The following is a 26357-nucleotide window of genomic DNA, read 5'->3' as shown; positions in this document are numbered from 1 at the left end:
CGCCAGAGTGGGATAATAGTCAAGTCTAGCCTATAGTAAAAGCAAATGTATCGTTAAGTTTTATAAAATTCACATGGAAATCTCCGGGTGTTATAGTTAAAATAACATTTTTTACAGGGGGTAGCCATGAGCGAAAAAAAGAAAAGCTTTAAAATGCCGCATACCTTTGTCATCATTATCTTTATGATACTGCTGGCAACCGTGCTGACCTGGATCATTCCGGCCGGAAAGTTCGAGCGCTTCGAGAACGCCGCAGGAATCAAGGTCATTGATCCGAATCAGTTTACTTATCTCGGACGTACACCGGTGAATCCTTTCAAGATTCCGCTGTACATTGTCAATGCCATCAAGAGCCGCATCGCCCTGATGCAGGTCATCCTCTTTTCCGGCGGCGCCTTTGAGCTGATTGCCCGCTCCGGTGCGCTCCATTCGGTCGTCGCCAGAATCGCGAAGATGTTCAAAAATCAGCTCTACATTTTTATTCCGCTGATGACTACGATCTTTGCTCTGATCTGCACCACACAGGGCGTGAACCAGTTCATCGCCTTCGCCCCGGTCATCGTGATGATTACGCTCGGCATGGGTCTGGATTCCATCACCGGTGCGGCGATCATTCTGCTTGGCGGCGCAGTTGGTTTTTCCACCGGAACGCTGAATCCGAATACAACTGTGGTTGCGCAGGAGATCGCGGAACTGCCGATCTATTCCGGTATCAGCTACCGCATGGTGTGTTTTGTGGTGTTCCTGATTATCACCAACATTTACCTTGTACGCTACGCTATGCGCATCAGCAAAAATCCGGAGCTCAGCCCGATGTATGAGCTGGATAAGGAGAGCGAGCTCAAGGCGGTAGAGCTGGATTCCTTCGGTCCGATGAATGCCGGCAAGTGCATGATTATCGCCGCGCTTGTCGCTGCGCTCGGCGCCATGGTCTACGGCAGCATTAAGCTGGAGTGGGGCATGGAGGAGCTGGCAGCTGTATTTATCTGGCTCGCGGTTGTCGCAGGCTTTGCCTCAGGGCAGAACCCGTCCGGTATTGCAAAGATCTTCATCGAGGGCTGCAAGAAGATGCTCACAGCGGCGCTGATCATCGGCCTCGCAACTGCAATTGCCAATATTATGAAGGACGGAAATATCGTCGATACGACGGTCTACGGACTGGCGAGCGTGCTGCGTCATGTGCCGTCTGCGTTCCTGGCTCCGGCCATGTACATCGCGAATACACTGATCAACTTTGTGCTGGTATCCGGCAGCGGACAGGCAGCCGCAGTCATGCCCATCATGACGCCGCTCGGCGATCTGCTCGGCATCACCAGGCAGACCACAGTTCTGGCGTACAATTTCGGAGATGGCTTCTGCAACTATATACTGCCGCACTCCACAGCGCTGATGGGCATTATCTCTGCGGTCAATATTCCCTATGATCGCTGGATGAAGTTCATGTGGAAGCTCTTCTTCATCTGGGCAGGCGTGGCCTGTGTCATGACCTTTATCGCACAGATGATGCACTACGGACCGGTGCTGTAATATATTTCAGAGGAGAATTATGAAAGAACAAATCTTTGCAGCGCTGGAGAAACAGAGAGAGAAGCTCATCTCCATGGCAGATTTTATTTATGACCACCCGGAGTGCAGGGGAAATGAGGTTCAGGCCTCTGCGCTTCTCACGGATTATCTGGAAGAGAATGGCTTTCTGGTAGAGCGTGGGATTGCAGACTTTCCGACAGCCTTCCGCGCGGTGTATGAAAACGGCAGCGGCGGTCCGTCGATCGGTATACTCTGTGAGTACGACGCGCTGGAGAAGATCGGTCACGGCTGTGGGCATCATATGCAGGGCCCCAGCTGTATTGGTGCGGCGCTTGCCCTGAAGGAGGTTTATCAGGAACGTCCCTATAAGCTTGTGATTTATGGGACTCCGGCAGAGGAGACGCTGGGCTCCAAGAGCCTTATGCTGGAGCGGGGCTGTTTTAAGGATATCGATGTGGCGCTGATGATGCACGGCTCGCCCACGACCTGTACCGATGTGAAATCCATGGCGGACATTCATTTCGACGTAAAGTTCAGAGGAAAGAGCGCGCATGCGGCAATGGCGCCGGAGAAGGGAAGAAGCGCCTTTGATGCACTGCTCGTCGCCTTTCATGGCATTGAGTTCCTGCGGGAGCATGTGCCGGAGGATATCCGCATGCACTACACCGTGACCACGCTTCCGGGCCCGGCGAATGTGGTTCCGGCGGAGGCGAGCGGACAGTTTTCGCTGCGCTCCTATTCCAGAGAGCGGCTGGACAGTCAGGTGATTCCGCGCTTCTATGATATTATCAAAGGGGCGGCGCTGATTGCAGGGGTAGAATATGAGATCCACAGGGACAAGTATCTCTTCAATAAGATTCCGGTGCTGAAGCTGAATGAGCTGCTGATGAAAAATGCAGAGCTTGTGAATGCGCCGCGGCTCGCGCCGCCGAGAGAGAAGACGGGTTCCACGGATTTCGGAAATGTGATGTATGAGGTCCCGGGCTCCTGCATCCGCGTTGCCTTTGTTCCCAGAGGGGCGGTTGCACACTCACAGGAGTATGTGGATGCCGGAAAGACGCAGGAGGCACACGACTGCATTCTCTACGGTGCGAAGATCATTGCGGCTTCCTGCTATGATATGATCAGCAGACCGGAGCTGCTGCAGGAAATTCAGGCGGAGTTCCGGGAGAATCGCAAAAACTTTGCGTGACCCCGGCAGAATGATGGATTAGAATGAAGTAGACGCGACTGAAAGCTCATCGGAGTAGTTCCGGTGGGCTTGGTTGCATTTCCGGCTGCAGAGATGGCAGTGCGAAGGAGGAGCTATGAGCGGTATGGATCTGAAGGAGCAGAAATATGTGTGTACGCTGGCGGAGTGCGGGACACTCGTGCAGGCTGCGGAGAAGCTCTTCATCACCCAGCCCGCGCTGAGTCTCTATATCACCAATTTGGAAAAGACGCTGGGACTGCCGCTGTTTGAGCGCCGCGGAAAGAAATTCAAGCTCACCTACACAGGCAGGTGCTATGTGGAAAAGGCGCGGAAAATGCTGGCACTGCAGCGGGAATTCAATGAGGAGATAGAGGAGATCGCACGGGAGCAGCGCGGTCTGATACGCCTCGGGATCGCACAGCGCAGAGGGAGCTGGCTGCTGCCGCCGGTGCTTGCAGAGTATGATGGGCTGTGGCCGGATATAGAGATTCGGCTGCGGGAGGGCAATCTCTCCGTGCTCTACGAGATGCTGCGGAACACGGAGCTGGATCTGGTGGTGCTGAACGACTATGACGCAACGGATCGGATGGAGAAGATTGTATTGTTTGAGGAAGAGTTTCTGGTCGCAGTGTCTCCGGAGCATCCAATCAATGCGAAGAGCTTTCAGAAGCCGGGAGAGTACTACCGCAGGGTACACCCCGAGGATATGAACGGCGAATGTCTTCTGCTCTGTACGAAAATGCAGAGCACCAGAAAGATAGAGGATCAGATCATCCAAAGCTATAAGCTCTGTCCCGCGAAGATACGGGAGTTTCGCAGCGTGGAGACAGCTGTGCAGATGGCGGCGGAGGGAATGGGGATCTCTTTTGTGCGGGAGGGCTTTGCAGTAAATCTGCATTATGACAAGCCGCTCTGCTACTATATTCCGGACATTCCGGATCATAAAAAGACGGTGGTGGCAGCTTATACGAAGAACAGCGCCCTGCCGAAATACATGAGGGATTTTATTTATCTGCTGAAGGAGCACGCTGCGCATTACTGTGAGAGACGGAGGGGAGAAAGCCCGTTTTGATCACTCGGCCTTGATCTCTTTCCAGAGCTCATCGTAGAGCGCGTCCCCGTCCTCGCCGAGGTAGGTGAAGACCTCGGATTTTGCGAGTGCCTCGTCGGAGGGGAAGAGCGCTTCGTTGTTCTGCAGCTCAGCTTCCAGAAGCTCATAGGCGGCTTTGTTCGGGGTGGGATAGGTGATGTACTCGAAATTTTCCTTTGCGATCTCTGCGCGGCAGAGGAAATCGATCCACTTCTCGGCATTCTCCTTGTGTGCTGCATTTTTTGGGATGACCCAGCTGTCGATCCAGACATTTGTTCCCTCTTCAGGAATCACATACTTCAGCTCATAGTCAGCATTTGCCGCAGCGACTTCGCTCTGGATGTAGAGCATTTCGCCGGAGTAAATGACTGCCATGGCAGCCTCACCGCCTATCATCTTGTCGCGCACCTGATCCACGACGTAGGCCTGAACCAGCGGTTTCTGCTCGATGAGCTTGTCCTTTACCGCATTGAGCTCGGTGGGATTTGTGGTGTTGATGTCATAGCCCAGCAGCTTCTCACCGACCATAAAGGCGTCGCGCACGGAGTCCTGCATCAGGATATTATTGGCATATTTCGGGTTCCAGAGATCGCCCCAGCTCTTCGGCTCGTCGCCCGGATCCACCATGGAGGTATTGTAGATGATGCCGACTGTGCCCCAGCAGTAGGGGACAGAATATTTATTTTCCGGATCGAAGCCGCGGGACTTCTCAAGATACTTGGGATCAATGTTTTTGAGATTCGGAACCTTTTCAAAGTCGATGGGCTGGATCAGGTCCTTCTCTATCATCTTCTGGATGATGTAGTCGGAGGGACAGACGACATCGTACTTCACTGCGCCTGCTTTGATGATGGGAAGCATCTCCTCGTTGGTCTCAAAGGTGTCATAAATCACCTTGATTCCGGTCTCCTCCTCAAACTTGTCAACGACATCCTCTCCGATATATTCGCCCCAGTTATAGACATAGAGGGTATTCTGATCATCGGAGGCCTTTTCGCTGCTGCCGCCGCAGCCGGTCAGAGTCAGAGCTGCACCGGCAGAGATCACGAGCAGAGCAGCGAGGAAACGCGTTGCATCAGAGCTTTTTTTCATGTAAGTTCTCCCTTTTATATATAAAATATTTCGGCAGAGCCGGTGAAGCTTAGGGTTGTCTGTGTACTGCCTGAAATGACGGCAGCTTTTTCTGACCGGGCTGTGTCACGCCGTCTTTCTGCGCGGCAGGAAGTTTGTGATAAGTAGCAGGATCAGAACAAAGGTGAAGATCATTGCGGAGAGCGCGTACATGCTCGGAACGATGCCCCGCCGCACCTGAGAGTAGATCAGCGTTGAGAGGGTATCGATACCTGCGCCCTTCGTGAAGTGGGTGATGATGAAATCGTCCAGTGACATCGTGAAGGCGAGAAGAAAGCCGGACACGATGCCTGGCATGAGATCCGGAAGTATGACCCGGAAGAAGGCCTGCTGCGGCGTCGCGCCGAGATCCTGCGCCGCCTCATAGCTGTAGCGGCTCGTCTGCTTCAGCTTTGGCATCACGCTCAGTATCACATAGGGGATATTGAAGGTGATATGGCTGATGAGTATCGTGTTGAAGCCCAGCGAGAAGCGAAACGCGATGAAGGCGAGCATCAGGGAGATGCCGGTCACGATATCTGCGTCCAGCATGGGAATATTCGTGATGGACATGCAGATGTTTTTCGGAACCTTGCGCAGTGCATTGATTCCGATCGCTGCCGCTGTGCCCATGATGGTTGCGATCAGGGCAGAGAGCAGGGCGATGAGCAGGGTGTTGTACAGTGCCCGGAGTATCGTCTCGCTGGAGAAGAGCTCTGCATACCATTTCAGTGTGAAGCCGCCCCAGCGGCTGCGGGACTTGCTCTCATTGAAGGAGAGCGCGATCATGGTGAGTATGGGCAGGTACAAAAAGAGCAGCATGATCACGAGGTAAAAGTCTCCGAGCACGGCGCGGAGCTTCGGCCAGGGATAGTAACTCCCGGCGGGAGGCCGGGTCTTTGTCTCATTTGTCATCAGAATGTTGTCCCCTCTCCGTTTTTATCATAGCGCGCCAGTATGGTCATGCTGAGCAGAATAAAGATCAGCATGACGATGGAGAGCCCGCTGCCGAGATTCCAGTTGCTGGCCTTCGTAAATTCCGACTCTATGACATTGCCGATCAGCAGGATCTTGCTGCCGCCGAGAATGTTGGAAATGACGAAGGTCGTGAGCGCCGGAACAAAGACCATGGTGATGCCGCTCACAATGCCCGGTACCGAGAGCGGAATCCAGATGCGGAGCAGTGTCTGCAGAAAGCTCGCACCGAGATCTCTCGCGGCCTCGATGATACTGTCGTCGATCTTGCACATGGTGTTGTAGACCGGCAGTACCATGAAGGGAAGAAAATTATATACCATGCCCAGCACGATTGCGGTCGGTGTGTTGATGATGCTGATGTTTTTTAAATGCAGCGCCGTCAGGATGCCATTGATCACACCATTTTTTTCAAGCAGGGTCTGCCACGCGAGCGTGCGGAGCAGAAAGTTCATCCACATGGGGAGGATGAAGATGAAGACCACAAAGCTTGCGCTGCCGAGCTTCTTTCCGCGCAGCACCATGGAGAGCGGAAAGGCGAGGAGCAGACATATGGCTGTGCTGATGAGAGACAGCCGGAGTGAGAGGAGCAGTGCCTTCATGTGATTCTTCTCCAGTATGGAGAGGACGTTCTTCAGCGTGAAGGCGCCGCTGCGGTCTGTCAGACCAAAGATAAAGATCAGAAGCAGCGGGATCACAGTGAAGCCGATCATCCAGACGATGTAGGGGAGGGATAGGGCCTTTCTCCCGACAGAGCTCTCATTCATTGACGATCGCCTCCTCATCCTCGGAAGCGGGCTTGTTCATGATCTGAATATTGAAGGGATCCACCTGGATTCCAACCTCCTGTCCGAGCGCAAAGCAGCGGGTGGAGTGAACCAGCCACTCGTAGCCTGTTTTTGTGGTGATTTCCATCTCATAGTGTACGCCCTTGAAGATGCTGTGGGTCACATGTCCCACAAGCGTTCCGTTCTCCGGAGAGACGAGCTCCACATCCTCAGGACGGATCACGACGTCGACGGGCTTGTTCTGTCCGAAGCCCTTGTCCACGCAGCGGAAATTTGCACCGAAAATATTGACCAGCTCATCGTGCACCATAGTCGCGGCGATGATATTGGAATCTCCAATGAAATCCGCGACGAAGGCATTTTCCGGCTCGTTATAGATTTGCTCCGGCGTGCCCATCTGCTGGATGTAGCCCTGATTCATCACGACTATGGTGTCACTCATGGTGAGCGCCTCCTCCTGGTCGTGTGTGACGTAGATGAAGGTGATGCCGAGTTCTTTTTTCAGTCGGATCAGCTCGTACTGCATGTCCTGGCGCAGCTTCAGATCCAGCGCGCCCAGCGGCTCATCGAGCAGAAGCAGCCGCGGCTCGTTCACGATGGCGCGGGCGATGGCAATGCGCTGCTGCTGTCCTCCGGAGAGAGAATTTACGTCGCGGTTCTCAAATCCTTTCAGGTTTACGAGCTTCAGCGCATACTTGATTTTGTCCCTGATATACTGATCGCTCTTTCCCTTGATGCGGAGTCCGAAAGCAATATTTTCAGAGATGCTCATGTGCGGAAAGAGCGCATATTTCTGAAATACGGTGTTCAGCGGGCGCTTGTTCGGGGGAAGGTTCGTGATGTCCTGTCCGTCAAAGAGCACTGTGCCGCTGTCGGGCTTGGTGAAGCCGCCAAGAATGCGGAGCGTTGTGGTCTTGCCGCAGCCGGAGGGACCGAGCAGAGTGACGAAGGAATTTTCCGGAACGGCGAGGTTCAGGTCGTCCAGAACCATCTCGCCGTCAAAGGATTTTGAGAGATGCTGAAGATCAACTAAGCTTGCCATGGCGTATCTCCTTTAAAAGGACGGGGGTGTGCTGACCCAGATCAGGGTGCAGCCGTTTTTTGTACTGATGTGATGCGTCCGGTCTGAGCGGAAGTAAAAGCTCTCGCCCTTCCGGATGTGGCGCAGCTCTTTTCCGAGATGTATGTCTGCGCTCCCGGAGAGAATATAGCCGAATTCCTCCCCCTCGTGGGGATTGTCCGGGTAGGTGGAGCCGCCTGCCTCCAGTGTCAGGAGTATGGGCTCCATCATGTTCTTCTGTGCGTTGGGGATGAGCCAGCGTATCAGATTTTTCAGCTCGGCGTCCCGCTTCTCTGCATAGTCGGCGCGCCCGAAGACGATCTGATCGCTCTCTGTCTCGCTGAAAAAGTCGGCGGGGGTGGTACCGAGGCACTGCAGGATATCCATCAGCGTCTCAATGGAGGGGGAGGTGAGATCGCGCTCCAGCTGGGAGATGAAGCCCTTGGACAGCTCCGTGCGGTCCGCCAGCTCCTCCTGTGTGAGATTGTTTAAAATCCGTAATTGCCTGATCTTCGCACCGATCTCCAAGAAAGGCCTCCTTAAACTTTTAGTTTAGTAAGAATAAACTCAGTCGCGTTTGATTATACCTGAAATCGGGGGGCTGTCAATAGCATTTTTACCCATCCTGTGTTAAAATATGGAGCAATCAGAGACAGCAGGTTTCAGGGCGCTTCGCTGCGCCGGACAGGGGGATATTCATGAAAAAGTACGTCGCCTATGTGGGCTCCTATTCATATACGGGAAAGGCGAAGGGCATCACGCTCTTTGACGTTGATGTGGCCAGGGGCAGCTTTAAAAAGCGGGTGGAGATAGAGGTTGATAATTCCTCTGATATCATCACCTCCTTCAGCGGGAAGACGCTCTACTCCGTGGAGGACTACGGCGTCGTGGCTTTTCGGATACTGGACAATGGCGCGATCACCAGAATCAGCACGCGGAAGGTCAATGGGATGCGTCCGCATCACCTCGCAATCGATCGCTACGACCGCTTTCTCTATGTCTCAGGATATCACGACGGGAAGCTCACAATCCTGAAACTGAGAGAGGATGGCTCCATCGGCCCCATTGTGGATGAGGTCTATCACAAGGGGCTCGGTTCTATCGCGGAGCGCGGCTCCCGGGCGCATATCACCTGCTCGAAGCCCACGCAGGACTGTAAGTTTGTTATGGCCGCGGATCCCGGCATCGATCAGGTCAGCATTTACCGTTTCACAGGAAAGGAAGGGGAGCTGCGTCTCCTCGATGCGATCCGTGTGGAGCGCGGCCGCTCCCCCTATGCATTCACCTTCTCAAAGGATAACCGCTTCCTCTATCTCATGTACGATATGACGAATATGATCGATGTGTTTCGCTACACTGTTTCTGAGGACAGGGGCATGCCGGAGTTTGAGAAGATACAGAGTGTTCTGACGACTGGGGACAACAGGCCCGGGCTTCTGAATGCGGCAACCTGCATGGCATTTACTGCGGACGATGCGCATATCTTTGTGGGAAATGCCGGAGATAACACGGTGACGATGTTCCGTCGCGATGCGGAGACGGGGCTATTGTATGCGGAGTTCAATCTTCCAATCAGCGGAGAGTATCCGAAGGATATTGCGGTATTTCCGGACGGGAAGCACATCGTGAGTGTGAACCATGAGAGCGGTGCGCTCTCCTTCTTCCGGGTGGATTATGAGAAGAAGCTGCTCATCATGAATACAAATGAGATTCCGGTGGATCAGCCAAACTGCTGTGTCATCGTTCCGGTCGGGAACTGAGGGAGAAAGGATGGCAGGAAATACATACGGAACACTGTTCCGGGTCACGACCTTCGGTGAATCGCACGGCGCGGCACTCGGTGCGGTGATTGACGGCTGTCCGGCCGGAGTTCTGCTCTCCGAGGAGCTGCTGCAGTGCTATCTGGACCGGAGGAGACCGGGGCGCTCGCGCTTTGTGACTGCACGGCAGGAGGCAGACCGCTGCCGGATTTTGTCCGGTGTCTTTGAGGGGAGGACTACGGGTACTCCCATCGCCGTGCTGGTGCAGAATACGGATCAGCATTCAGGGGATTACAGCACTGTCCGGGACTGCTACCGGCCGGGTCACGCAGATTTTTGCTACGATCAGAAATATGGCTTCCGGGATTACCGCGGCGGTGGGAGAAGCTCCGGCAGAGAGACGCTGGGGCGCGTCATCGGGGGAGCCGTGGCGGCGGCAGTGCTGAAGAGCTTTGGGGTAGAGACGCAGGCTTGGACGGAGCGCATCGGTCCGGTCAGGGTGACGCCGGGACAGCGGACACTCTCTGCGTGCAGCCTGAATTCGCTGTGGATGCCGGATACAGCGGCAGCGGAGCGCGCAGAGAAGTACCTGGAGGAGCTCATGGGCAGAGGGGATTCTGCCGGCGGAGAGATCGCATGCAGCATACGCGGCGTACCGGCGGGACTCGGGGAGCCTGTGTTCGATAAGCTGGATGCAGAGCTTGCAAAAGCTGTCATGAGTATAGGAGCAGTGAAGGGGATTCAGTTCGGAAGTGGATTTGCTGCGGCTGCGCTCTCTGGGAGTGAGAATAATGACAGCTTTTGCGCCGCGGGGAGAGAAAAGTCAGGCGGTACAGTTGCGGACGAAGACTGCAAGGGAGCAGAGCTCCGGGGCGCGGGAACACAGTCCGGCGTTGCAAAGCGCAGCAATCATGCAGGCGGAGTGCTCGGCGGTATTTCGGACGGGAGCGAGATCTTCTTTACGGCAGCGGTGAAGCCGACGCCGTCCATTGCGAAACGGCAGCGGACAGTCACCCGGGCCGGAGAAGAGACGGAGATAGAGATCCGCGGGCGGCATGATCCGGTGATCGTCCCCCGGGCCGTTGTCGTTGTGGAGTGCATGGCCAACATGGTTCTTCTGGATATGCTGATGCGAAATGCGCTCTCACGTCTCGACAGTCTGAAGAGAGTATATGGAGTGGAATAATAGCGAGATGGTATACAGAAAGCGCCGGCTCAGAGCCAGCGCTTTTTCTTGAAGATCCAGTACCAGATGAGGCAGATCAGAAGACATACGACAATAATGATGGGATAGCCGTATTTCCACTGAAACTCCGGCATCTGAAGATTCATACCGTACCAGCCGACGAGCAGGGTCAGGGGCATGAAGATGGAGGTGACCATGGTGAAGGTCTTTATGATATCGTTCTTTTCACTCTCAATCTGAGACTGGTAGGAGTCCTTGATCTGATTGTTGTATTCCCGCATGCTCTGCACATCGGAGCAGAGCTCGAGCACTCTGTTGTGAAGCGTATTGAAGTAGCTCAGTCCGGCTTCGCTCACGAGCGCATTGTCGTTCTCATAGAAGGTCTCAAAGGCTGAGTCGAAGCGGTCATAGTAGCGCTTCAGTCGGTACAGCTCATGCCGTATCCTGACGATCTGCTCCTTCAATTCACCGTCTGTCTGCCCGGAGAGCACCGCCAGGTCCAGCGCCTCGAGCTGATCTTCGATGCGCTCCAGGTTCTCAATATGCCCGCGGAACAGATTTCTGAAGAACAGATAGAGGGCACGCTCATTTTGCTCTGCTGCTGCAAAGTACTGACAGGCGACATCGTAGGAGTTTTTGTTCTCGCAGAGAAAGAAGAGATCATCCCGGTCAAAGTAGATGAGGATCTGTGACGGCTCTGCGCTGGGGTCCTGAAGATCGTACCAGTCGAAGCAGAGTATCGTGTAGTAATCGAAGCTCTCACAGGGGGCGAACTGCCCCTCTGAGAGATAGTGTATCACGGAGGACTCGATATATTCCCCATAAGCCGGAATTTCTGATGAATAGATGACTTTTTGCATGGCGTCAGTGGATTGCGCGGATGCCCGGCCAGTAGCGGAACAGAACCTTGGCAAGTATTTTGTCGCGGTACACGAAGGTGTTCTTCCAGTAGCGGGCGTCCATGGACTCATTTCTGTTGTCGCCCATGCAGAAGTAAGCATTTTCCGGCACGGTGAAGCTCATATCCGGCTCTGCGATCATGGGCTCCCTGAGATAGGGCTCTTCGAGGGCAGTCTCTGAGCCGTTCAGGTAGACCGCGCCGTCTCTGATCTCTACCGTGTCGCCGGGAAGACCGATGATGCGCTTCACAAAGAGAATCTTCTCATTGTCCGGCCAGCGGAAGATGATGATATCTCCGCGCTTCGGATCTCCAAAGAATTTATAGCTGAGTCTCGAGCCGATCACGCGGTCACCCGTCATGATGGTATTTTCCATGGAGGCGGAGGGGACGCGGGAGTTGGCTATGATAAAGCTGTTCAGCAGGAAGGCAATCACCGCGGCACAGACGATGATCTGAATCCAGCTGAGCAGTTCTTTTTTCAGCTCTGCAGTCCGGTCAGGGTGCGCATGTGTCTGTCTGTTCTGTTCTGTCATGGTTTCCTCTTATTCCGTCCCGGCACTGCGGTGCAGGCGAGAACTCTTCTGTACAATAATAATAAATGTCCGAGGCTGCGCGGACATGAGTGCCAGGATTCTGGCACATCAGTAGTTTAGAACTTTCTGCCCGGATGCGCAAGGAAAAGCGGCGGATTCCATGGAAAAAGCGGGCGAGGAATGGTAAACTGCTGATAGAAAATTCAAACGCGGTATCGGAGGAGTCAAAATGGATAAGCTTTTGTATGATTTGATGGACTGGAGTGCGGTGGAGGAGCTGGTTTACTCAGAATCTGAGAATCCGCACGCGATACTCGGCGCACATCCGGTGGAGGAGGGTGTGCTGATACAGGTCTTTGTTCCGACGGCACAGCGGATAGAGGCCCTGCTCTCCGGTGCGGGCGGCAGCGTGGAGATGGAGAGAGAGGATGAGAACGGTTTTTTTGCCTGTCTCATCCGGGGACGAAAGCAGGTGAGCTATCGTCTGCACATTATTTATGAGGACGGACGGGAGGAGGAGATCGACGATCCCTACGCCTTTGCGCCTCTCTATGAGAGCTCGGATTTGAAGAAATTTGCTGCGGGAAATCATGTGGAGATATACAAAAAGATGGGTGCGCATCCGGAAAAACGCGGCAGTGTGGAGGGCATTGGCTTCTCCGTGTGGGCTCCGAACGCGATGCGTGTGTCCGTGGTGGGAGATTTTAATGACTGGGACGGACGGCGCCACCAGATGCGCCGTCTCGGAGACTCCGGCATCTTTCAGCTCTTTATTCCGGGCATAGAGGCAGGAGAGATCTATAAGTATGAGATCAAGACGAAGACACGCGAGATCTTCTTAAAGGCGGATCCCTATGCCTTTGCCGCGGAGCTTCGTCCAAAGACAGCCTCCATTGTGACAGCAAAGTGGGATTTTGGCTGGGAGGATGCAGAGTGGCTGAGGAAGCGGAGCGAGAATGTGAAGAAAAAGCACGGCTGTCCACTCTCGATCTATGAGCTGAATCTGTGCAGCTGGGATCCGGCGCTTTCCGGCCGCGCGCTCGCAGAGAAGCTTGCAGCTTATATGAAGGATATGCATTACACGCACGTGGAGCTGATGCCCGTGATGGAGTATCCACTGGACGCTTCGCTTGGCTATCAGACGACGGGATACTATGCACTGACCGCGCGCCTAGGATCGCCCGAGGACTTCATGTATTTTGTGAACCATCTCCATAAGGAGGGGATCGGTGTCATTCTGGACTGGAACGCCGCGCGCTTCCCGAAGGATGATTTTGCACTGGCACATTTTGACGGGACAGCGCTCTATGAGCTTCCGGGAGGTCAGGCAGAGACAGAGGTCTTTCATTTTGCCAGGCCGGAGGTGCGGAATTTTCTCGTCGCGAATGCGCTGTTCTGGGCAAAGCAGTACCATGTGGATGGAATCCGGGTTATGGATATGTCCTCAATCCTGTACTTCAACGGAGCGGACGGCGTGCGCTCCAATATTTACGGCGGAGGAGAGAATCTGGACGGACTCTCCTTCATCCGCCAGCTGAGCACGGTGATGCACCGTCTCTGTCCGGGAGTACTGCTCATTGCAGATGGCTCTGCGGAGTATGCGCTCACCACGAAGCCAGTGAAAGAGAATGGGCTGGGCTTTGATTATCGCTGGAATACGGGCTGGGCACACGGTTTCCTGAACTACATGCAGAGGTCGGAGTATGAGCGCAGCGAACACTACGGAGAGCTGACCTATTCTCTGCTGTATCAGTACAGTGAGAATTTTATACTGCCGCTCTCCCATGCGGTGACAGCAGAGGGGGCCCCTTCATTGATTCACAGATTGCCCGGAGAGAATTTTGAGGAGCGCTTTGCAAATCTTCGCGCAGCGCTCGGCTTTTTTATGGCTCATCCCGGGAAAAAGCTCATTTTCAGCGGTCAGGAATTTGGCATGATAGATGAGTGGAGCGCAGAGAGAGGTGTGGAGTGGGAGCTTCTGGACTACCCGTTGCACCGCCATATGCAGGACTATGCGCGGGACCTGAACCGCTTTTATCTGGAGCATGCAGCGCTGTGGCGTCAGGACGACGATCCTGCGGGCTTTGAGTGGCTGAACTGCCATTCCTGGGAGGAAAATGTTGTCGCCTTCCTCAGGAAGACAAAGGATGAGGCGGAGGAACTTCTGGTGGTGGTGAATTTCACCGGGAAGGAATATCCGAAGTTTAATGTCGGCGTGCCCTTTCATGGCAGCTTCCGTGAGCTTTTCAACTCCGATCGTGAGGAGTACGGTGGAAGCGGTCTTCTGAATATGCGCGCACTGCCTGCAAAGAATCTCGAGGTGGATGAGAGAGATGAGGGGATTACGATCAAGCTTCCGGCGCACTCGGTGGTGATCTTCTCCTGTAAGCGGAGAGCGGTGAAGAATACAGGAGGAAATGCGGCTGGCAGTGAAAAGACAGCACTTTCTGCGGCAAAGAGACAGAAAAGCGGAAAGCAGGGCGCAGGCAAAGCGGTGGAGAGTCTTGTAAAGAAAGCTTCCACTGCAAAGGACACGGCGGTAAAGACAGCATCAGCCGCAGCGGATACCGCGGTGAAGACGGCGGCGGCCGCAAGGGACACAGCAGTAAAGACAGCATCAGCCGCAAAGAAAAGTGCCGCAAAGACAGCATCAGCCGCAAAGAAAAATGCGGTAAAAACGGCGGCAGCTGCAAGAGACAGCGCAATGCGGACACTGGATACTCTGCGGGGAATGGAAAAATCAGAATGAAGAGAGCGTGCGGAATACTGATGCCGATATTCAGTTTGCCCGGCAACTACGGAACAGGCTGCTTTTCGGCGAAGGCATATGAATTTGTAGACAGACTGAAGCGGGCGGGACAGAGTTACTGGCAGATCTTGCCGCTGGGGCCGACTGGGTACGGAGATTCACCGTATCAGTCCTTCTCCTCCTTTGCGGGGAACCCTTACTTTATAGATCTGGATGAGCTGGCTGAGCAGGGGCTCCTGCGGCGTGAGATGCTGGAAAACATGGATTGGGGTGCAGATCCCCGCTATGTTGACTATGGGAAGCTCTGGGAGAACCGGGAGCGGGCGCTCCGGGAGGCCTTTCATAACTTTCAGGTAATTCAAGAGGGACTGACACAGGATCAGGAGAGCGAGGCGTCAGCAGGACAGCTGACGAAGGCACGCTATGAGGCGGAGTTGAGTGCCCTGAATGAGGAGACGCGGAACTACTGTCTCTATCAGACGATCAAGACGGCGCAGGGCGGCAGCTGCTTCAGTGAGTGGGAGGATGCGCTGCGGCTCAGAGAAAGGGCAGCTTTGGAACAGTTCCGGGAGCAGCACGCACAGGAGCTCGCATTTTATGAGTGGGTACAGGTTGTCTTTCACTTTCAGTGGAGGAAGCTGAAGGGCTATGCGAACCGGAACGGCGTGCAGATAATAGGAGATATGCCGATCTATGTATCGCAGGATTCTGCGGATGCCTGGGCGCACCCGGAGCTGTTTCAGATGGATACGGATGCAAAGCCTCTGAAGCTTGCAGGCTGTCCTCCGGACTACTTCTCTCCGGACGGTCAGCTCTGGGGCAATCCGCTCTACGACTGGAATCATCACAGAAAAAGCGGCTATGCCTGGTGGATACGCCGCATGGAGTACGCGTTTTCTGTGTACGACGTTGTCCGTGTGGATCACTTCCGTGCCTTTGATGAGTACTACGCGATTTCCGCAAAGGAGTCTGATGCAAGGAGCGGAGTGTGGGAGCCGGGGCCGGGAATAGACTTTTTCCGTGCGCTGAGAAAACATTTTCCGAAGCTTCCGATCATTGCGGAGGATCTTGGGCTTCTCACAGACAGTGTAATCCAGCTTGTCAGGGATACGGGCTTCCCATCGATGAAGGTGCTGGAATTTGCCTACAATTCGGATCATCAGAACCTGTATCTTCCGCACAACTATGGGCGGAGCTGCGTGGCTTATACGGGCACACACGACAATGAGCCGCTGATGGCCTGGATACGCAGCCAGAGTGGGGAACTGCGGCTTCGGATGATACGCTATCAGGGCAGTGAGCACACGCCGGAGCATGAGCTCTACTGGGACTGTATTCGCACGGTGCTGGCCAGTGTGGCAGATACGGTGATCATTCCCATGTGGGACTATCTCGGGGCAGGAGAGGAGGCGAGAATCAATACGCCCTCTGCGGCCGGTGGAAACTGGCGCTGGCGCATGCTATCGCACGAATTTGATGAGCAGCTGATCTGGCACTGCAATATGCTGAGCGAAATATACGGGAGACAGACAGGCGGAGCTGAGGGATCAAAATAAGCTCTCGCTGTCGAAAATTTTTACAGAGTAAAATAAAAACAGCTGTCAGAAGGAATGAATTCTGACAGCTGTTTTTTGCGCGTTGGGAAGGAGAGATATCGAATGAGAGAAAATAGAAAGTTCAATTGACGGGGAGCGCCTCGACTGTTGCACTGCCTCCGGCATGGGCGGAGCCTTCCGGGCTGCCGCTCCTCGGTGCGATTGTCGGAGCGGTGTGCTCTTCCGGAATCGGAGCTGCCGGAGCCGGGCCCGGCTTTGCTTCTGTCTCCGGAATCTGGGCCTTTGTTTCGGGCCTGCTTTCAGCCGTGGACTCAGTCTTGGTCTCGCTCTTTGTGGAGGAGCTGGCCTTCGTCTCAGCCTTGGTCTCGCTCTTTGTAGAGGAGCTGGCCTTCGTCTCGGCCTTGGTCTCGCTCTTTGTGGAGGAGCTTGCTTTCGTCTCAGCCTTGGTCTCGCTCTTTGTAGAGGAGCTTGCTTTCGTCTCAGCCCTGGTCTCGTTTTTTGTAGAGGAGCTTGCCTTAGTCTCAGCCTTGGTCTCGCTCTTTGTAGAAGAGCTTGCTTTCGTCTCAGCCCTAGACTCACTTTTTTCAGAGGAGCTTGCGGTCGTGCTGCTCCTTGAGCTGCTGTTCTCTCTGCCGTAGGTGTTGTAGTCGCCGGAGCGGTCTGCGCCGCTGTTACCGAGGAGATCCAGATTGTCGTAGTTGGAGATCGCCTCGTTGCCGCAGTGATCGGCAGCGTGAACTTCCAGGCTGCTGGTGAGAACCTGAAAGCTTGCGGTCTGCTCCTTCTCGTCGAGATTCAGGGGAGCTATCTGCGTGCCGTCGGCATCGACCGCGTAGACAGAGGCAAAGTTTACGCCGGACTGCGCGTCCTCGAAGGAGACGGTGAGCATTGTCTGATCCAGCTCCTCGCCGACAATTACGGGTGGAGCGTCGTCAATGGTGCTGATGTGCTCGTATTTTGTTCGGGACATTCCGTTTTTATAGCTGACGGTGACCTCCAGCGTTCCGTTTCGCTCAACGGATGCGGTGTAGAGTTTTTTGGACTGTCGTTCCATCTCCACGGGAACGTCGTCCAGCTTTACCGTGAAATTTCCGAGGGGAAGACGGCGCTCCAGCTGAATGCTGATTTTGGCACTCTTATAGTCGCCGGGGTCATCAATCTTCAGATCGAAGCCCGGCTGTACTGTTACGAGGTAGAAGATCAGAAAATTGATCAGTACAAAGGGAAGGAGATAGTGAAGCAGGAAGCTTCCGCTCTTTTTTTTCTTTCTGTCGCTTCGCCTGCGGGGGCGCATTTTTTCTTCTGCGTATTTGTATTGTTCAAGACCGGCCATAGCTGCTCCTTAGCTTTGTTTTTGCTGTTCAGATACACATAATACGGATAGAGTTTAGCAGAGTTGTGTCTGTGCGGCAAGCAGAGCAGATAAAATTAAGGAAGGATTTCGTGAGGCGTAAGTTTTTTTGCGCCATAACTTGAAGTTTTATGTTATGATTACAGTGTTGAAAGCACGGAGCGCGAACCAACGCGTAATCATAAATAGTAATTGAGGAGGAAAGCACGGAACTCGCGCAAGCCTGCTTGCAGGTGAGTTTCTGCAGAGCAAAGGGGAAAATGAGAGAAATGGAGAGAACGAACAGATCAGCACAGGTACAGCATCACAGAAAACATCAGAGACGGAGAGGCAATTTTCGCGGCTTCCTGAGCCTGGGGATCGTATTGCTGCTGACACTTATGATGTCGAATCAGGCTTCGGATCTCTCACAGCCGATACGTGCGGCGGAGGCTCAGCCTGCAGCTGTGATGGGCTCTGTCTATGCGATGGAATTCCACAGCACCGGCTGGACTGACTGGTCCGCAGACAACCGGAACCTTGCAGACAGCAAGAACTACCCGACTGCGTTCAAGGCGGGGCTTCAGAATCAGTCTTCTTCCCTGACAGGTACGCTTCAGTATCAGGTCAATGTGAGTGGTTACGGCTGGACAGAGGTCTGTGAGAATGGAAAGGTTGCGGGAAATGAGGGGGGAGAGGCAGCGCTCGAGGGCATTCGTGTCTGGCTGAACGGCGATCTCGAGGCCAATTATGATGTCTACACCATGGCCATGGTCAAGGGGCAGTGGACAGACTGGGTGATGAACGGACAGGATGCCGGACAGGTCGGCGTGGGGACGCATATCGACGGCGTGCGCATCGCCGTGGTGAAGAAGGGCGAAAAGCCGGCGGAGCTTCCGGCGGCGCCGGTGTACAGCGGTGGCGCAGTGGATCCCTCCAAGCCTATGGTTGCACTGACCTTTGACGACGGACCGAGCCGCTTTGACAATCGCATACTGGATGCACTGGAGGCCAACGGAGGACGGGCGACCTTCTTCATGGTCGGATATCTGGTTCCGCAGTATAAGCCGGTGGTGCAGCGCATGATTGCGGACGGGTGTGAGCTCGGAAACCACAGCTGGAAGCATGAAAATCTCTCGAAGCTCTCGGAAGCCGGAGTGCGGGAATCCATACAGAAGACCAATGATGCGATTGCGGCCATCGCCGGAGCTCCGGCAACCGTGGTGCGCCCGCCCTACGGCGCAACCGGAGGTCACGCGAAGAGCACGATCGGCGCCATGGGCTATGCGTCGATACTCTGGAACATTGACACGCTCGACTGGAAGACGAAGAATGCAGACAGCTCTGTGAATGCGGTGTTGAATTCTGTGAAGGATGGCGATATTATCCTGATGCACAGTATCTACGGCGCCAGTGCCGAGGCGGCAGAGCGCATCATCCCGGAGCTGAAGCGCCGCGGCTATCAGCTGGTGACAGTCAGTGAGCTCGCGAATGCGCGGGGCGGTATGTCTGCGGGAAAGAGCTATGGCTCCTTTCGCTGAGGGCAGCGCTCAAGGGGAACTATATTTTGAAGGAATCAGATGATGAAGGAACTGAATGCGGATCTTGAGTCCGGGACGCTGAAGCCGGTTTATCTTCTCTACGGCGACGAGAGCTACCTGAAGCGCCACTACAGAGGGCGCTTTGAGAAGCTGCTTGCCGGGGAGGACGGCATGAATCTGAGCGTCTTTGAGGGGAAGGAAATCTCAGAGGATGCGGTCATTGACTCTGCGGATACGCTTCCCTTTTTTGCGGAGAGAAGACTGATCATTGTGGAGGAGAGCGGCTGGTTTAAGAGCTCTCTGGAGCGTCTCCCGGACTACCTTGCTGTTATGCCGGAGACCACGGTGCTGCTCTTTCTGGAGAGCGCCGTGGACAAGCGGAACCGCCTGTACAAGGCGGTACAGAAACGAGGATGTCTCTGTGAGCTCACGCATCCGGATGAGCGGGGGCTCTCCCTCTGGGCAGCGCGCTATCTGGCCCGCGCGGGAAAAAAGATCACGGCAAGTACGATGGAGCGCTTCCTCGGATATGTCGGAGACGACATGGAGAACGTGAAGAATGAGTTGGAGAAGCTCATATCCTATCTCGGAGAGCGTGAGGTTGTTGAGCTGCGTGACGTGGATACCATCACCTCAATCACGCTGACAAATCGTATTTTTGAGATGGTAAATGCCATCACCGCGCACAGGACGGCGGAGGCGATGCGCCTCTATGAGGATCTTTTGGCGCTGAAGGAGCCGCCTATGCGCATCCTTTTTCTGATTGCGCGTCAGTATCACCAGCTGCGCGCGGTAAAGGAGCTGGCGCTCTCCGGCAAAAATAAGAATGAGATCGCAAAGCTCTTAAAGCTCCCGGCTTTTGTGGCTTCCAAAATGATGGCGCAGGTGCGGCCGCATCCGGAGGCGGCGCTCTCCGGCATGGTGCGGCGCTGCGTGGAGCTGGAGGAGAGAGTGAAGACAGGCGATATGCAGGACAGGCTTGCGGTGGAGCTTTTGATCTGTGGGTATGGGCAGGGATAGATCGGAATGGGAACGGGCGGCAGTCAGATTTATCGGACAGGATCAAAAAAAGGCTTGAAGCCCAGTCCAAAGACTTCCGTGGTTTCAGTCACCATAACGAAGGCATCCACGTCGCTCTCGCTGATAATGCGCTTCAGGCGGCTGAATTCGGACTTTCTCACAGTGCAGAGAAGGAGTGTGGTTTCTCTGCCGCTGTAGGCGCCTCTTCCGGGAATGATTGTGGCGCTGCGTTCGAGCTCCTCGATGATACGCCTGGAAATGGTTTCCGGGCATTTGGTGATGATTGAAACCTGACTTCCGGCGTCATTGCCATAAATCATCATGTCGATAATGGTGGTCTGTGCATAGAGAGAGATCAGACCGAACAGAGCGGCATCCACGTTTTTAAATACCAAGACAGAGGTGGAGAGTATCAGTCCGTCGATCATCAGAAGAGCCCGTCCGATGGGAACATGGGGGCTCTTTTTTTGCAGCAGGTAGCCGGCAATATCGCTGCCGCCCGTGGTGGATCCGCTCAGAAAGATCAGAGCCATGCCAACGCCCACCAGAACACCTCCGTACAGACTACAGATGAGGCGATCGCCCTGGTATACAGGAAAGCAGGGGGCAATTATGAAGTCCAGCACCAGAGAGCAGATTCCGCAGGTCAGCGCTGTCCTGAGAGCAAAGCGCCGCCCCAGATATAACCATGCGAGAATCAGCAGGGGCATATTTACCGTCAGAGTAAGGGCGCCGACCGGAAGGCCTGTCACAAAATTGAGCATCAGAGCGATGCCGACCGCACCGCCCGGCGCAATATTGGCGGGAACAATGAAACTTTGCGTGCCGATGCTGTATACAAATGCACCGGCCAGAAGAAGCAGCATATCTTTGATGGAAGCTTTTTGGAATGATCTGTTCATGTTTTTATACCTTCCTGTCAGTCCTCTCTCGGAATGTCATACTGTCTGACTTTCCTCTGGAGGGTCTGTCTTGGAATATCGAGCATTCGGGCGGCAGCAGAGAGATTGCCCTCCGTGAGATGAAGGGTCTGACGGATACGCTCCATTTCATACTGTTCTACGGATGCTTTCAGCGAAGGGAAAAGAGCGCTTTCTTCCTTCGTACTCTTACCGCTCTGAACCTGCTTTGTGATCTCGCGGAATTTGTCCGCGAGATCTTCAAATTTCAGCATATTGCTGTCCTCATCCACCATGCTCATGCCATAGACAATGATGTGCTCCAGTTCCCGCACATTTCCGGGCCAGTTGTATTGCTCCAGCCGTTCAATCAGCTCTTTGGAGACATACCGCACCTTTTTTCCGAAGGTTGCATTGTGTTTGTTTACATAAAATTTGATGAAGTAGCCGATATCGCTTCGGCGCTCGCGCAGAGGTGGGATGGTGATAGACATCATGCTGAGGCGGTAATAGATGTCTTGGCGCAGCTGCCCTTCTTCAATCGCCTGGAGAGGATCCCGGTTGATTGCCGCGATGATCTTTACGTTTACGCGGATTTCCTCCTGTGCCCCCAGGTTGCGGAAGGATCCGTCCTGAAGAACCCGGAGCAGCTTGGATTGGAGATGCAGCGGCATGGAATTGATCTCATCCAGAAAAAGCGTGCCGCCATCCGCCAGCTCAAAAAGTCCTTTATTCTCCGCAGCTCCGGTAAATGCGCCCTTTGAAGTGCCGAACAGGATGCTCTCCAGCAGAGTATCCGGCAGGGCTGCACAGTTCTGGGCGATGAAGGGCTTATTTCTTCTCTCGCCCGCATTGTGGATTGCCTGCGCAAAGACCTCCTTTCCCGTTCCGGTTTCGCCGTAAATCATGACGGGAAGATCACAGGCTGCTACAATGGGAATATAATCCTTGGCCTTCTGCATCTTGGGGTCCACCGCAATAATATCACCGGAAGTAAAGAAGGCTCTGTTGTTTTTTTTGAGCTTCTGGACTCCGCAGATGGGAAAATGGACAGAGGAGAGATCTACTCTTTCCTGGCTGTCCCGGGATTCAGTCGTCCCTGCCTCAGACATGGACAGATCAATGGCTCCGACTATTTGGCTTCCGCTCTTAATGGGGATGGAGAGGGAGGTGATGCGGATCGTCTCCTGTCCCTTTGCTTTCAGCGACTGGTTTTCCACATAAATCGGAACTCCCAGCTCCATTGCTTTGATGGTGGTGCTGGTTTCGGGATCCAGATTTTCATAGACCTCAAAGAAGTTTTTCCCGACCAGATCCCGGCTCTCCTCCTGCGCGGAGAGCTTGCTGTTCAGCTTGGCTGAGAACAGAATCTCTCCGTCAAGATTGATGATCGTAATGCCGTCAATATACCCTTTTCCGTGAAACAGCTGCTTTAACAGTTCCATTTTTCCAGCTCCTTTCTGCCTGAAACAGCATAAATAGTATCAGGAATCCGGGAGCGGAGCAAGGAAATCCGCACAGAGGGACGTTTCTGTGCGGATACGATATTATCGTTCGGCTGCGCCTTCTGCGGGACGATCCAGAGGCTCCTTCAGCCACCACCACTTAAATACAATATTGAAGATGATGCAGGCAGCCAGAATTGCCAGGTAGAGACCGATAAATTTCCAGTGATTTCCGTTCATCAGCATCATGGATCCCATGGACCATGCGAACATTTCGATCGGCGTGGTAAAGGGAGCTGCAAAGGCCGTATCATTCAGCGTCTTTGACAGATTGTCCGGATCGACAATGCGCAGAAGAATAAAGCCGATTGCGAAGACTCCGGTGGAATAGCCGAATACAAAGATGGAGCGCTCAAACCAGCTGCCCCGGTTCATCGCAGGCCCGAAGAACATGAGCGTGATTACAACAATGACGATTCCGCACAGCAGCAGAAGCACAAGGGGAACTGCATATTTTACGATGACAGAAATCTTGATGGATGCAATTCCGAAAAATACCAAATAGTCTGTGGCGGTGCCGGAGATCCGGCTGATAACATTTTCATCAATATATTCGCTGATGCCCACTTTGCGGAATACAAGGAACATGGCGATCGCGATTAAAAATGCGACCAGATAGGTGGGGAGATCCAGACCCGTTTTTGCGAAGATCCATTTGTTCAGGAGCATTCCTGCGCCGGAGGCAAGCAAAAGGACAGCCAGATGCCAGGCCAGAGGATCCAGAACCATGGAGGAGATAGTCTCCTGTCCCATCGAATGCCGATGCTCCTTTGGGAGCAGCCCGGTCTGTAAATCTCCGGAAATAGACTGGAAGCCTCGGATGTATTTTGTCCATCCCAGCCGGGTTCCCAGCTTGATGAAGAAAAGGCCGCCGAAGATTCCGGCCAGAATTCCCACTGTGGCGCAGGTCATGGCAATATCCATTGCCTCCGGATCGCCCAGACGCTCAAAGGCAGAGCCGACTGCGGCGGCAGTGCCGTGACCGCCTGAGAAGCCTGCTGCCAGGCAGAGACCGAAGCCGTAGTTGATTTGCGGGAAGAGTCTGGAAATAACCAGAATAGAAAACAACGGCGCCAGACTGAATTGAATGACCTGTGCGAGAACCTTGTAGGAAAAATAAGATCCGATTCGATCAACTTCCGCCTTAAAATCTTTTTTGGAGAAGGAGAAGCCGTTGATGCCGACGGCGGCAAAGATCACAATAATCAGGACCCCTGAGTAGGAACCGATGGAGTCGGAGAAGGGGAGAACATTCATGCCCTGTCGCCCCAGGAGCAGAGCGAGAAAGCCTGCAATCATGCTCGCCGGCACAAAAAATTTCTGAATCAGAGTTACCTTGGCACGAATCAGCTGGCCTATCATGATGAACAGAGATGCAATTGCAAAATCCAGCAGAAAATCATTTACACTCATATAAACCTCCCGTCTCTTAGGCCTGTCACAGCTGGCCCTGAGATACTTTCTGTTTCTTTCTGTTTTTGTTTCAGTACAGGGTGGATACCCGCTGTATGTCGCCGAAAAGAATGGCAAAAATCATCATCTGAAATAGCAAAATTCATATGCTTTTCGCTTGAAACAGAAAATCGTATTTAAAAGCCGCTTAGCTTGATAAAATGATTGGATTTCGTTCTGGTCGCAGGCGGAGCCGGATCCAGAGTTTGATCTGCAATGTCCAGAATGTCCTCAGGTCTTATCCATGGCCTGTTCTGAATGCCGCTGGTTTCCTCATGCGTCAGATATCCCCTGTAGGCTGTGAGGCTGCGTCTCAGAAAACCGTCTCTGGTACAGGCGACAGCGATTCCGTTGTTCATAATGCTTCTGAAATGAGGCAGTACAGAGGCGGCGTAGGCGATGGAGGTGGACTGAGAAATTGCGCCGGGGATATTGCTGACGCAGTAGTGTACGACGCCCTCCTCAATGTAGCGGGGATCGGCGTGGGTGGTCTCATGAAATGTCTCGATCGCTCCCACATCATTGCTGATATCCACAATTACGGAGCCGGGCTCCATGGAGCGAACCATCTCCCGGTCGATCAGAAATTCCGTCGCATTTTTGGGCCATTTGACGCAGTTGTAGACCACATCAATTTCAGGGAGAAGCTTTTTGATATTGTAGCGGTTGGAAATCTGCGTGTTGACCTCTTCGTTGAACTGCCTGCCAATCTCGCGCAGGGTTCCGATATTGATATCCATGACAGTGACCCATGCTCCCAGACTGTGGAGGATGGAGGCGGCTGCTTTTCCCACGATACCGCCGCCCAGCACAAGAGCTTTGATGCCGGGGGCTCCGCCCAGGCCGTTGACAAATTTACCTTTGCCGCCATGAATGGCCAGCAGAGACTCCAGTCCCATCAGCGCACCCTGTTTGCCGGCAGCCTCGCAGTTGGGGGATCCGTAGCGATGGCAGTCCTCAGCGGTGAAGGCGATACACTTGCTGTCCAGAAGAGCCTGTACCTCCTCCGGGTGAGCGGCGGGATGGATGCAGGTGAAGATAATCTGATCCTTGCGAAGCAGACTGTATTCACTGGGTTCAATTTCTTTTACCTTAGCCACAAAATCGCAGTTCCCATAGATTTCCTCCATGGTATCTGCCAGAATGGCTCCTTCGGAGGCATAGGCATCATCACAGAAGCCGGAGCCTGCTCCGGCACCACGCTGCACATATACACTGTGGCCATCACGGATGATCGTGCTGACTTCGGCCGGGGTGGCAATCACACGGTATTCTCCAACTTTAATATCCTTCAATACACCAAATTTCATTTTGCAGTTCTCCATCTGATTTTGATTGTTCGTATCCGTATGAGATACAGCATTGATAACATTGAGAAAAGTCGTGCGCGCCTGCGACTTTTACTCTCAGATATTATAGCAAAATTTATGCCAACTTTTAAAGACAGACAGAAAGTGCCCGGAAGCAGGAAGAAAGCGGGGCCGAGTGAGACGGGTGAAAATGAGCATGACCGATTTTGGGCATGATATGCCCGTAAATGAGCGGATTATGAGCAGGAATGGAAGTGAAAGAAAAAAGCAGCTGCATGATATGCGGAATAGAGGCATAAAAAAACTGGTTAAAAAATGGAATGCGCGGAGAACGGGTTCAAGATACAGAAAAAGACACGAATCTTTCGATTCGTGTCTGAATTTTTTGAGATTCAACTCAAATTCAATTCATCGCATTGACAGACTTTGCGAGACGGGAAACCTTACGGGAGGAGGTGTTCTTGTGGAGCACGCCCTTGGAAGCAGCAGCGGTCAGTGCCGCCTCTGCAGCTCTGAAGCTGGTCTCGGCAGCGGCCTTGTCTCCCGCCTCCACAGCTACGACGACCTTCTTGACAGCGGTCTTCACAGCGGACTTGACAGACTTATTCCTCTCGGTTCTCTTTGCGGATGTAAGGATTCTCTTTTTCGCAGATTTGATATTTGCCAACTTTCTTTCCTCCATTCATGGATACAATGATAGTTTCACAGGGTTCTGACAACCGTAGAAGCTACGGGCAGCCGCGCAAATGTCAGCGCACTGTGCGTTCAGTTAGCATCGAAGTCTGGACACGGACAGTTCAATGTAAACATACTCGGTCATTCTATGATATTCCGCAGGGAATGTCAAGCTGACTTGAAAGAAAAGGGCAAAAA

22 protein-coding genes are annotated in these 26357 nt (G+C 53.6%); 9 read left to right on the top strand and 13 right to left on the bottom strand.

From position 1 onward, the window contains the following. Positions 1–126 precede the first annotated feature (126 nt). The 3 genes from J2S20_RS09900 to J2S20_RS09890 all read left to right on the top strand — a co-directional run bounded on the left by J2S20_RS09900 (position 127) and on the right by J2S20_RS09890 (position 3791). Positions 127–1527, top strand: a complete 1401-nt coding sequence (locus J2S20_RS09900; RefSeq protein ID WP_106611473.1) for a YfcC family protein — start codon at positions 127–129, stop codon at positions 1525–1527. A gap of 19 nt (positions 1528–1546) precedes the next feature. Next, positions 1547–2719, top strand: a complete 1173-nt coding sequence (locus J2S20_RS09895) for a M20 family metallopeptidase (RefSeq protein ID WP_307255244.1) — start codon at positions 1547–1549, stop codon at positions 2717–2719. Positions 2720–2834: 115 nt separating this feature from the next. After that, positions 2835–3791 (top strand): LysR family transcriptional regulator, encoded by a 957-nt coding sequence (locus J2S20_RS09890; RefSeq protein ID WP_307255243.1) that lies wholly within the window; start codon positions 2835–2837, stop codon positions 3789–3791. Here J2S20_RS09890 and J2S20_RS09885 read toward each other — a convergent pair whose 3' ends face one another. From J2S20_RS09885 to J2S20_RS09865, 5 genes are all read right to left on the bottom strand, one after another. Continuing rightward, complete coding sequence (locus J2S20_RS09885; RefSeq protein ID WP_307255242.1) at positions 3792–4901, bottom strand: ABC transporter substrate-binding protein; 1110 nt, start codon at positions 4899–4901, stop codon at positions 3792–3794. It abuts the gene before it with no gap. Between the two features lie 105 nt (positions 4902–5006). After that, the gene (locus tag J2S20_RS09880; RefSeq protein WP_416389007.1) at positions 5007–5741 is read right to left on the bottom strand and encodes an ABC transporter permease; all 735 of its coding nucleotides are present in this window, start codon (positions 5739–5741) and stop codon (positions 5007–5009) included. A 92-nt stretch (positions 5742–5833) separates the two neighbouring features. Next, positions 5834–6661, bottom strand: coding sequence for an ABC transporter permease (locus tag J2S20_RS09875; RefSeq protein ID WP_106611475.1), 828 nt, complete (start codon positions 6659–6661; stop codon positions 5834–5836). Then, complete coding sequence (locus J2S20_RS09870) at positions 6654–7724, bottom strand: ABC transporter ATP-binding protein (RefSeq protein ID WP_106611476.1); 1071 nt, start codon at positions 7722–7724, stop codon at positions 6654–6656. The genes J2S20_RS09875 and J2S20_RS09870 overlap by 8 nt, the downstream gene beginning before the upstream one ends. A 12-nt stretch (positions 7725–7736) precedes the next feature. Continuing rightward, entirely contained in the window at positions 7737–8270 is a 534-nt protein-coding gene (locus J2S20_RS09865) for a helix-turn-helix domain-containing protein (RefSeq protein ID WP_106611477.1), read from the bottom strand. A 170-nt stretch (positions 8271–8440) separates the two neighbouring features. Here J2S20_RS09865 and J2S20_RS09860 point away from each other — a divergent pair, with 170 nt between their 5' ends. Both J2S20_RS09860 and aroC read left to right on the top strand, forming a co-directional pair. Further along, positions 8441–9502 carry a lactonase family protein gene (locus tag J2S20_RS09860; RefSeq protein WP_106611478.1) on the top strand — a complete coding sequence of 354 codons (1062 nt, stop codon included), beginning with the start codon at positions 8441–8443 and terminating at the stop codon, positions 9500–9502. Positions 9503–9512: 10 nt separating this feature from the next. Beyond that, positions 9513–10688, top strand: a complete 1176-nt coding sequence (gene aroC, locus J2S20_RS09855) for a chorismate synthase (protein ID WP_106611479.1) — start codon at positions 9513–9515, stop codon at positions 10686–10688. A gap of 29 nt (positions 10689–10717) precedes the next feature. On the opposite strand, the gene J2S20_RS09850 is transcribed toward aroC, so the two are convergent. Together J2S20_RS09850 and lepB are read right to left on the bottom strand one after the other, a co-directional pair. Continuing rightward, positions 10718–11548 (bottom strand): CorA family divalent cation transporter, encoded by an 831-nt coding sequence (locus J2S20_RS09850; RefSeq protein WP_307255241.1) that lies wholly within the window; start codon positions 11546–11548, stop codon positions 10718–10720. 4 nt (positions 11549–11552) lie between these two features. Beyond that, on the bottom strand, positions 11553–12122 hold the full coding sequence (gene lepB, locus J2S20_RS09845; RefSeq protein ID WP_307255240.1) for a signal peptidase I: 570 nt from the start codon (positions 12120–12122) through the stop codon (positions 11553–11555). A gap of 229 nt (positions 12123–12351) precedes the next feature. Here lepB and glgB point away from each other — a divergent pair, with 229 nt between their 5' ends. Continuing rightward, the gene (glgB, locus tag J2S20_RS09840) at positions 12352–14871 is read left to right on the top strand and encodes a 1,4-alpha-glucan branching enzyme (protein ID WP_307255239.1); all 2520 of its coding nucleotides are present in this window, start codon (positions 12352–12354) and stop codon (positions 14869–14871) included. Then, positions 14868–16427 carry a 4-alpha-glucanotransferase gene (malQ, locus tag J2S20_RS09835; protein ID WP_307255238.1) on the top strand — a complete coding sequence of 520 codons (1560 nt, stop codon included), beginning with the start codon at positions 14868–14870 and terminating at the stop codon, positions 16425–16427. Before glgB ends, malQ begins: the two co-directional genes overlap by 4 nt. A gap of 121 nt (positions 16428–16548) precedes the next feature. Here malQ and J2S20_RS09830 read toward each other — a convergent pair whose 3' ends face one another. After that, the gene (locus J2S20_RS09830) at positions 16549–17760 is read right to left on the bottom strand and encodes a hypothetical protein (RefSeq protein ID WP_106611484.1); all 1212 of its coding nucleotides are present in this window, start codon (positions 17758–17760) and stop codon (positions 16549–16551) included. Between the two features lie 287 nt (positions 17761–18047). On the opposite strand from J2S20_RS09830, the gene J2S20_RS09825 reads away from it, so the two are divergent. After that, the gene (locus J2S20_RS09825) at positions 18048–19298 is read left to right on the top strand and encodes a polysaccharide deacetylase family protein (protein ID WP_106611744.1); all 1251 of its coding nucleotides are present in this window, start codon (positions 18048–18050) and stop codon (positions 19296–19298) included. Positions 19299–19340: 42 nt separating this feature from the next. Continuing rightward, positions 19341–20318 carry a DNA polymerase III subunit delta gene (gene holA, locus J2S20_RS09820; RefSeq protein ID WP_307255253.1) on the top strand — a complete coding sequence of 326 codons (978 nt, stop codon included), beginning with the start codon at positions 19341–19343 and terminating at the stop codon, positions 20316–20318. Positions 20319–20347: 29 nt separating this feature from the next. On the opposite strand, the gene J2S20_RS09815 is transcribed toward holA, so the two are convergent. The 5 genes from J2S20_RS09815 to rpsT form a co-directional block, all read right to left on the bottom strand. Further along, positions 20348–21220: a YitT family protein gene (locus J2S20_RS09815; RefSeq protein WP_307255237.1), complete on the bottom strand. Its 873-nt coding sequence runs from the start codon at positions 21218–21220 to the stop codon at positions 20348–20350. Between the two features lie 17 nt (positions 21221–21237). Then, the gene (locus tag J2S20_RS09810) at positions 21238–22662 is read right to left on the bottom strand and encodes a sigma-54 interaction domain-containing protein (protein WP_307255236.1); all 1425 of its coding nucleotides are present in this window, start codon (positions 22660–22662) and stop codon (positions 21238–21240) included. A 102-nt stretch (positions 22663–22764) separates the two neighbouring features. Next, positions 22765–24135 carry a sodium/glutamate symporter gene (locus tag J2S20_RS09805; protein WP_307255235.1) on the bottom strand — a complete coding sequence of 457 codons (1371 nt, stop codon included), beginning with the start codon at positions 24133–24135 and terminating at the stop codon, positions 22765–22767. A gap of 176 nt (positions 24136–24311) precedes the next feature. Continuing rightward, on the bottom strand, positions 24312–25484 hold the full coding sequence (locus J2S20_RS09800) for an alanine dehydrogenase (protein ID WP_307255234.1): 1173 nt from the start codon (positions 25482–25484) through the stop codon (positions 24312–24314). Positions 25485–25887: 403 nt separating this feature from the next. Further along, entirely contained in the window at positions 25888–26151 is a 264-nt protein-coding gene (gene rpsT, locus J2S20_RS09795) for a 30S ribosomal protein S20 (RefSeq protein WP_106611486.1), read from the bottom strand. Positions 26152–26357 lie beyond the last annotated feature (206 nt).

This window comes from Moryella indoligenes, assembly GCF_030812885.1.
GTDB classification, from domain to species: domain Bacteria; phylum Bacillota; class Clostridia; order Lachnospirales; family Lachnospiraceae; genus Moryella; species Moryella indoligenes.
The sequence above is the reverse complement of the archived record's forward strand: the minus strand, read 5'-3'. Positions and strand labels throughout refer to the sequence as shown.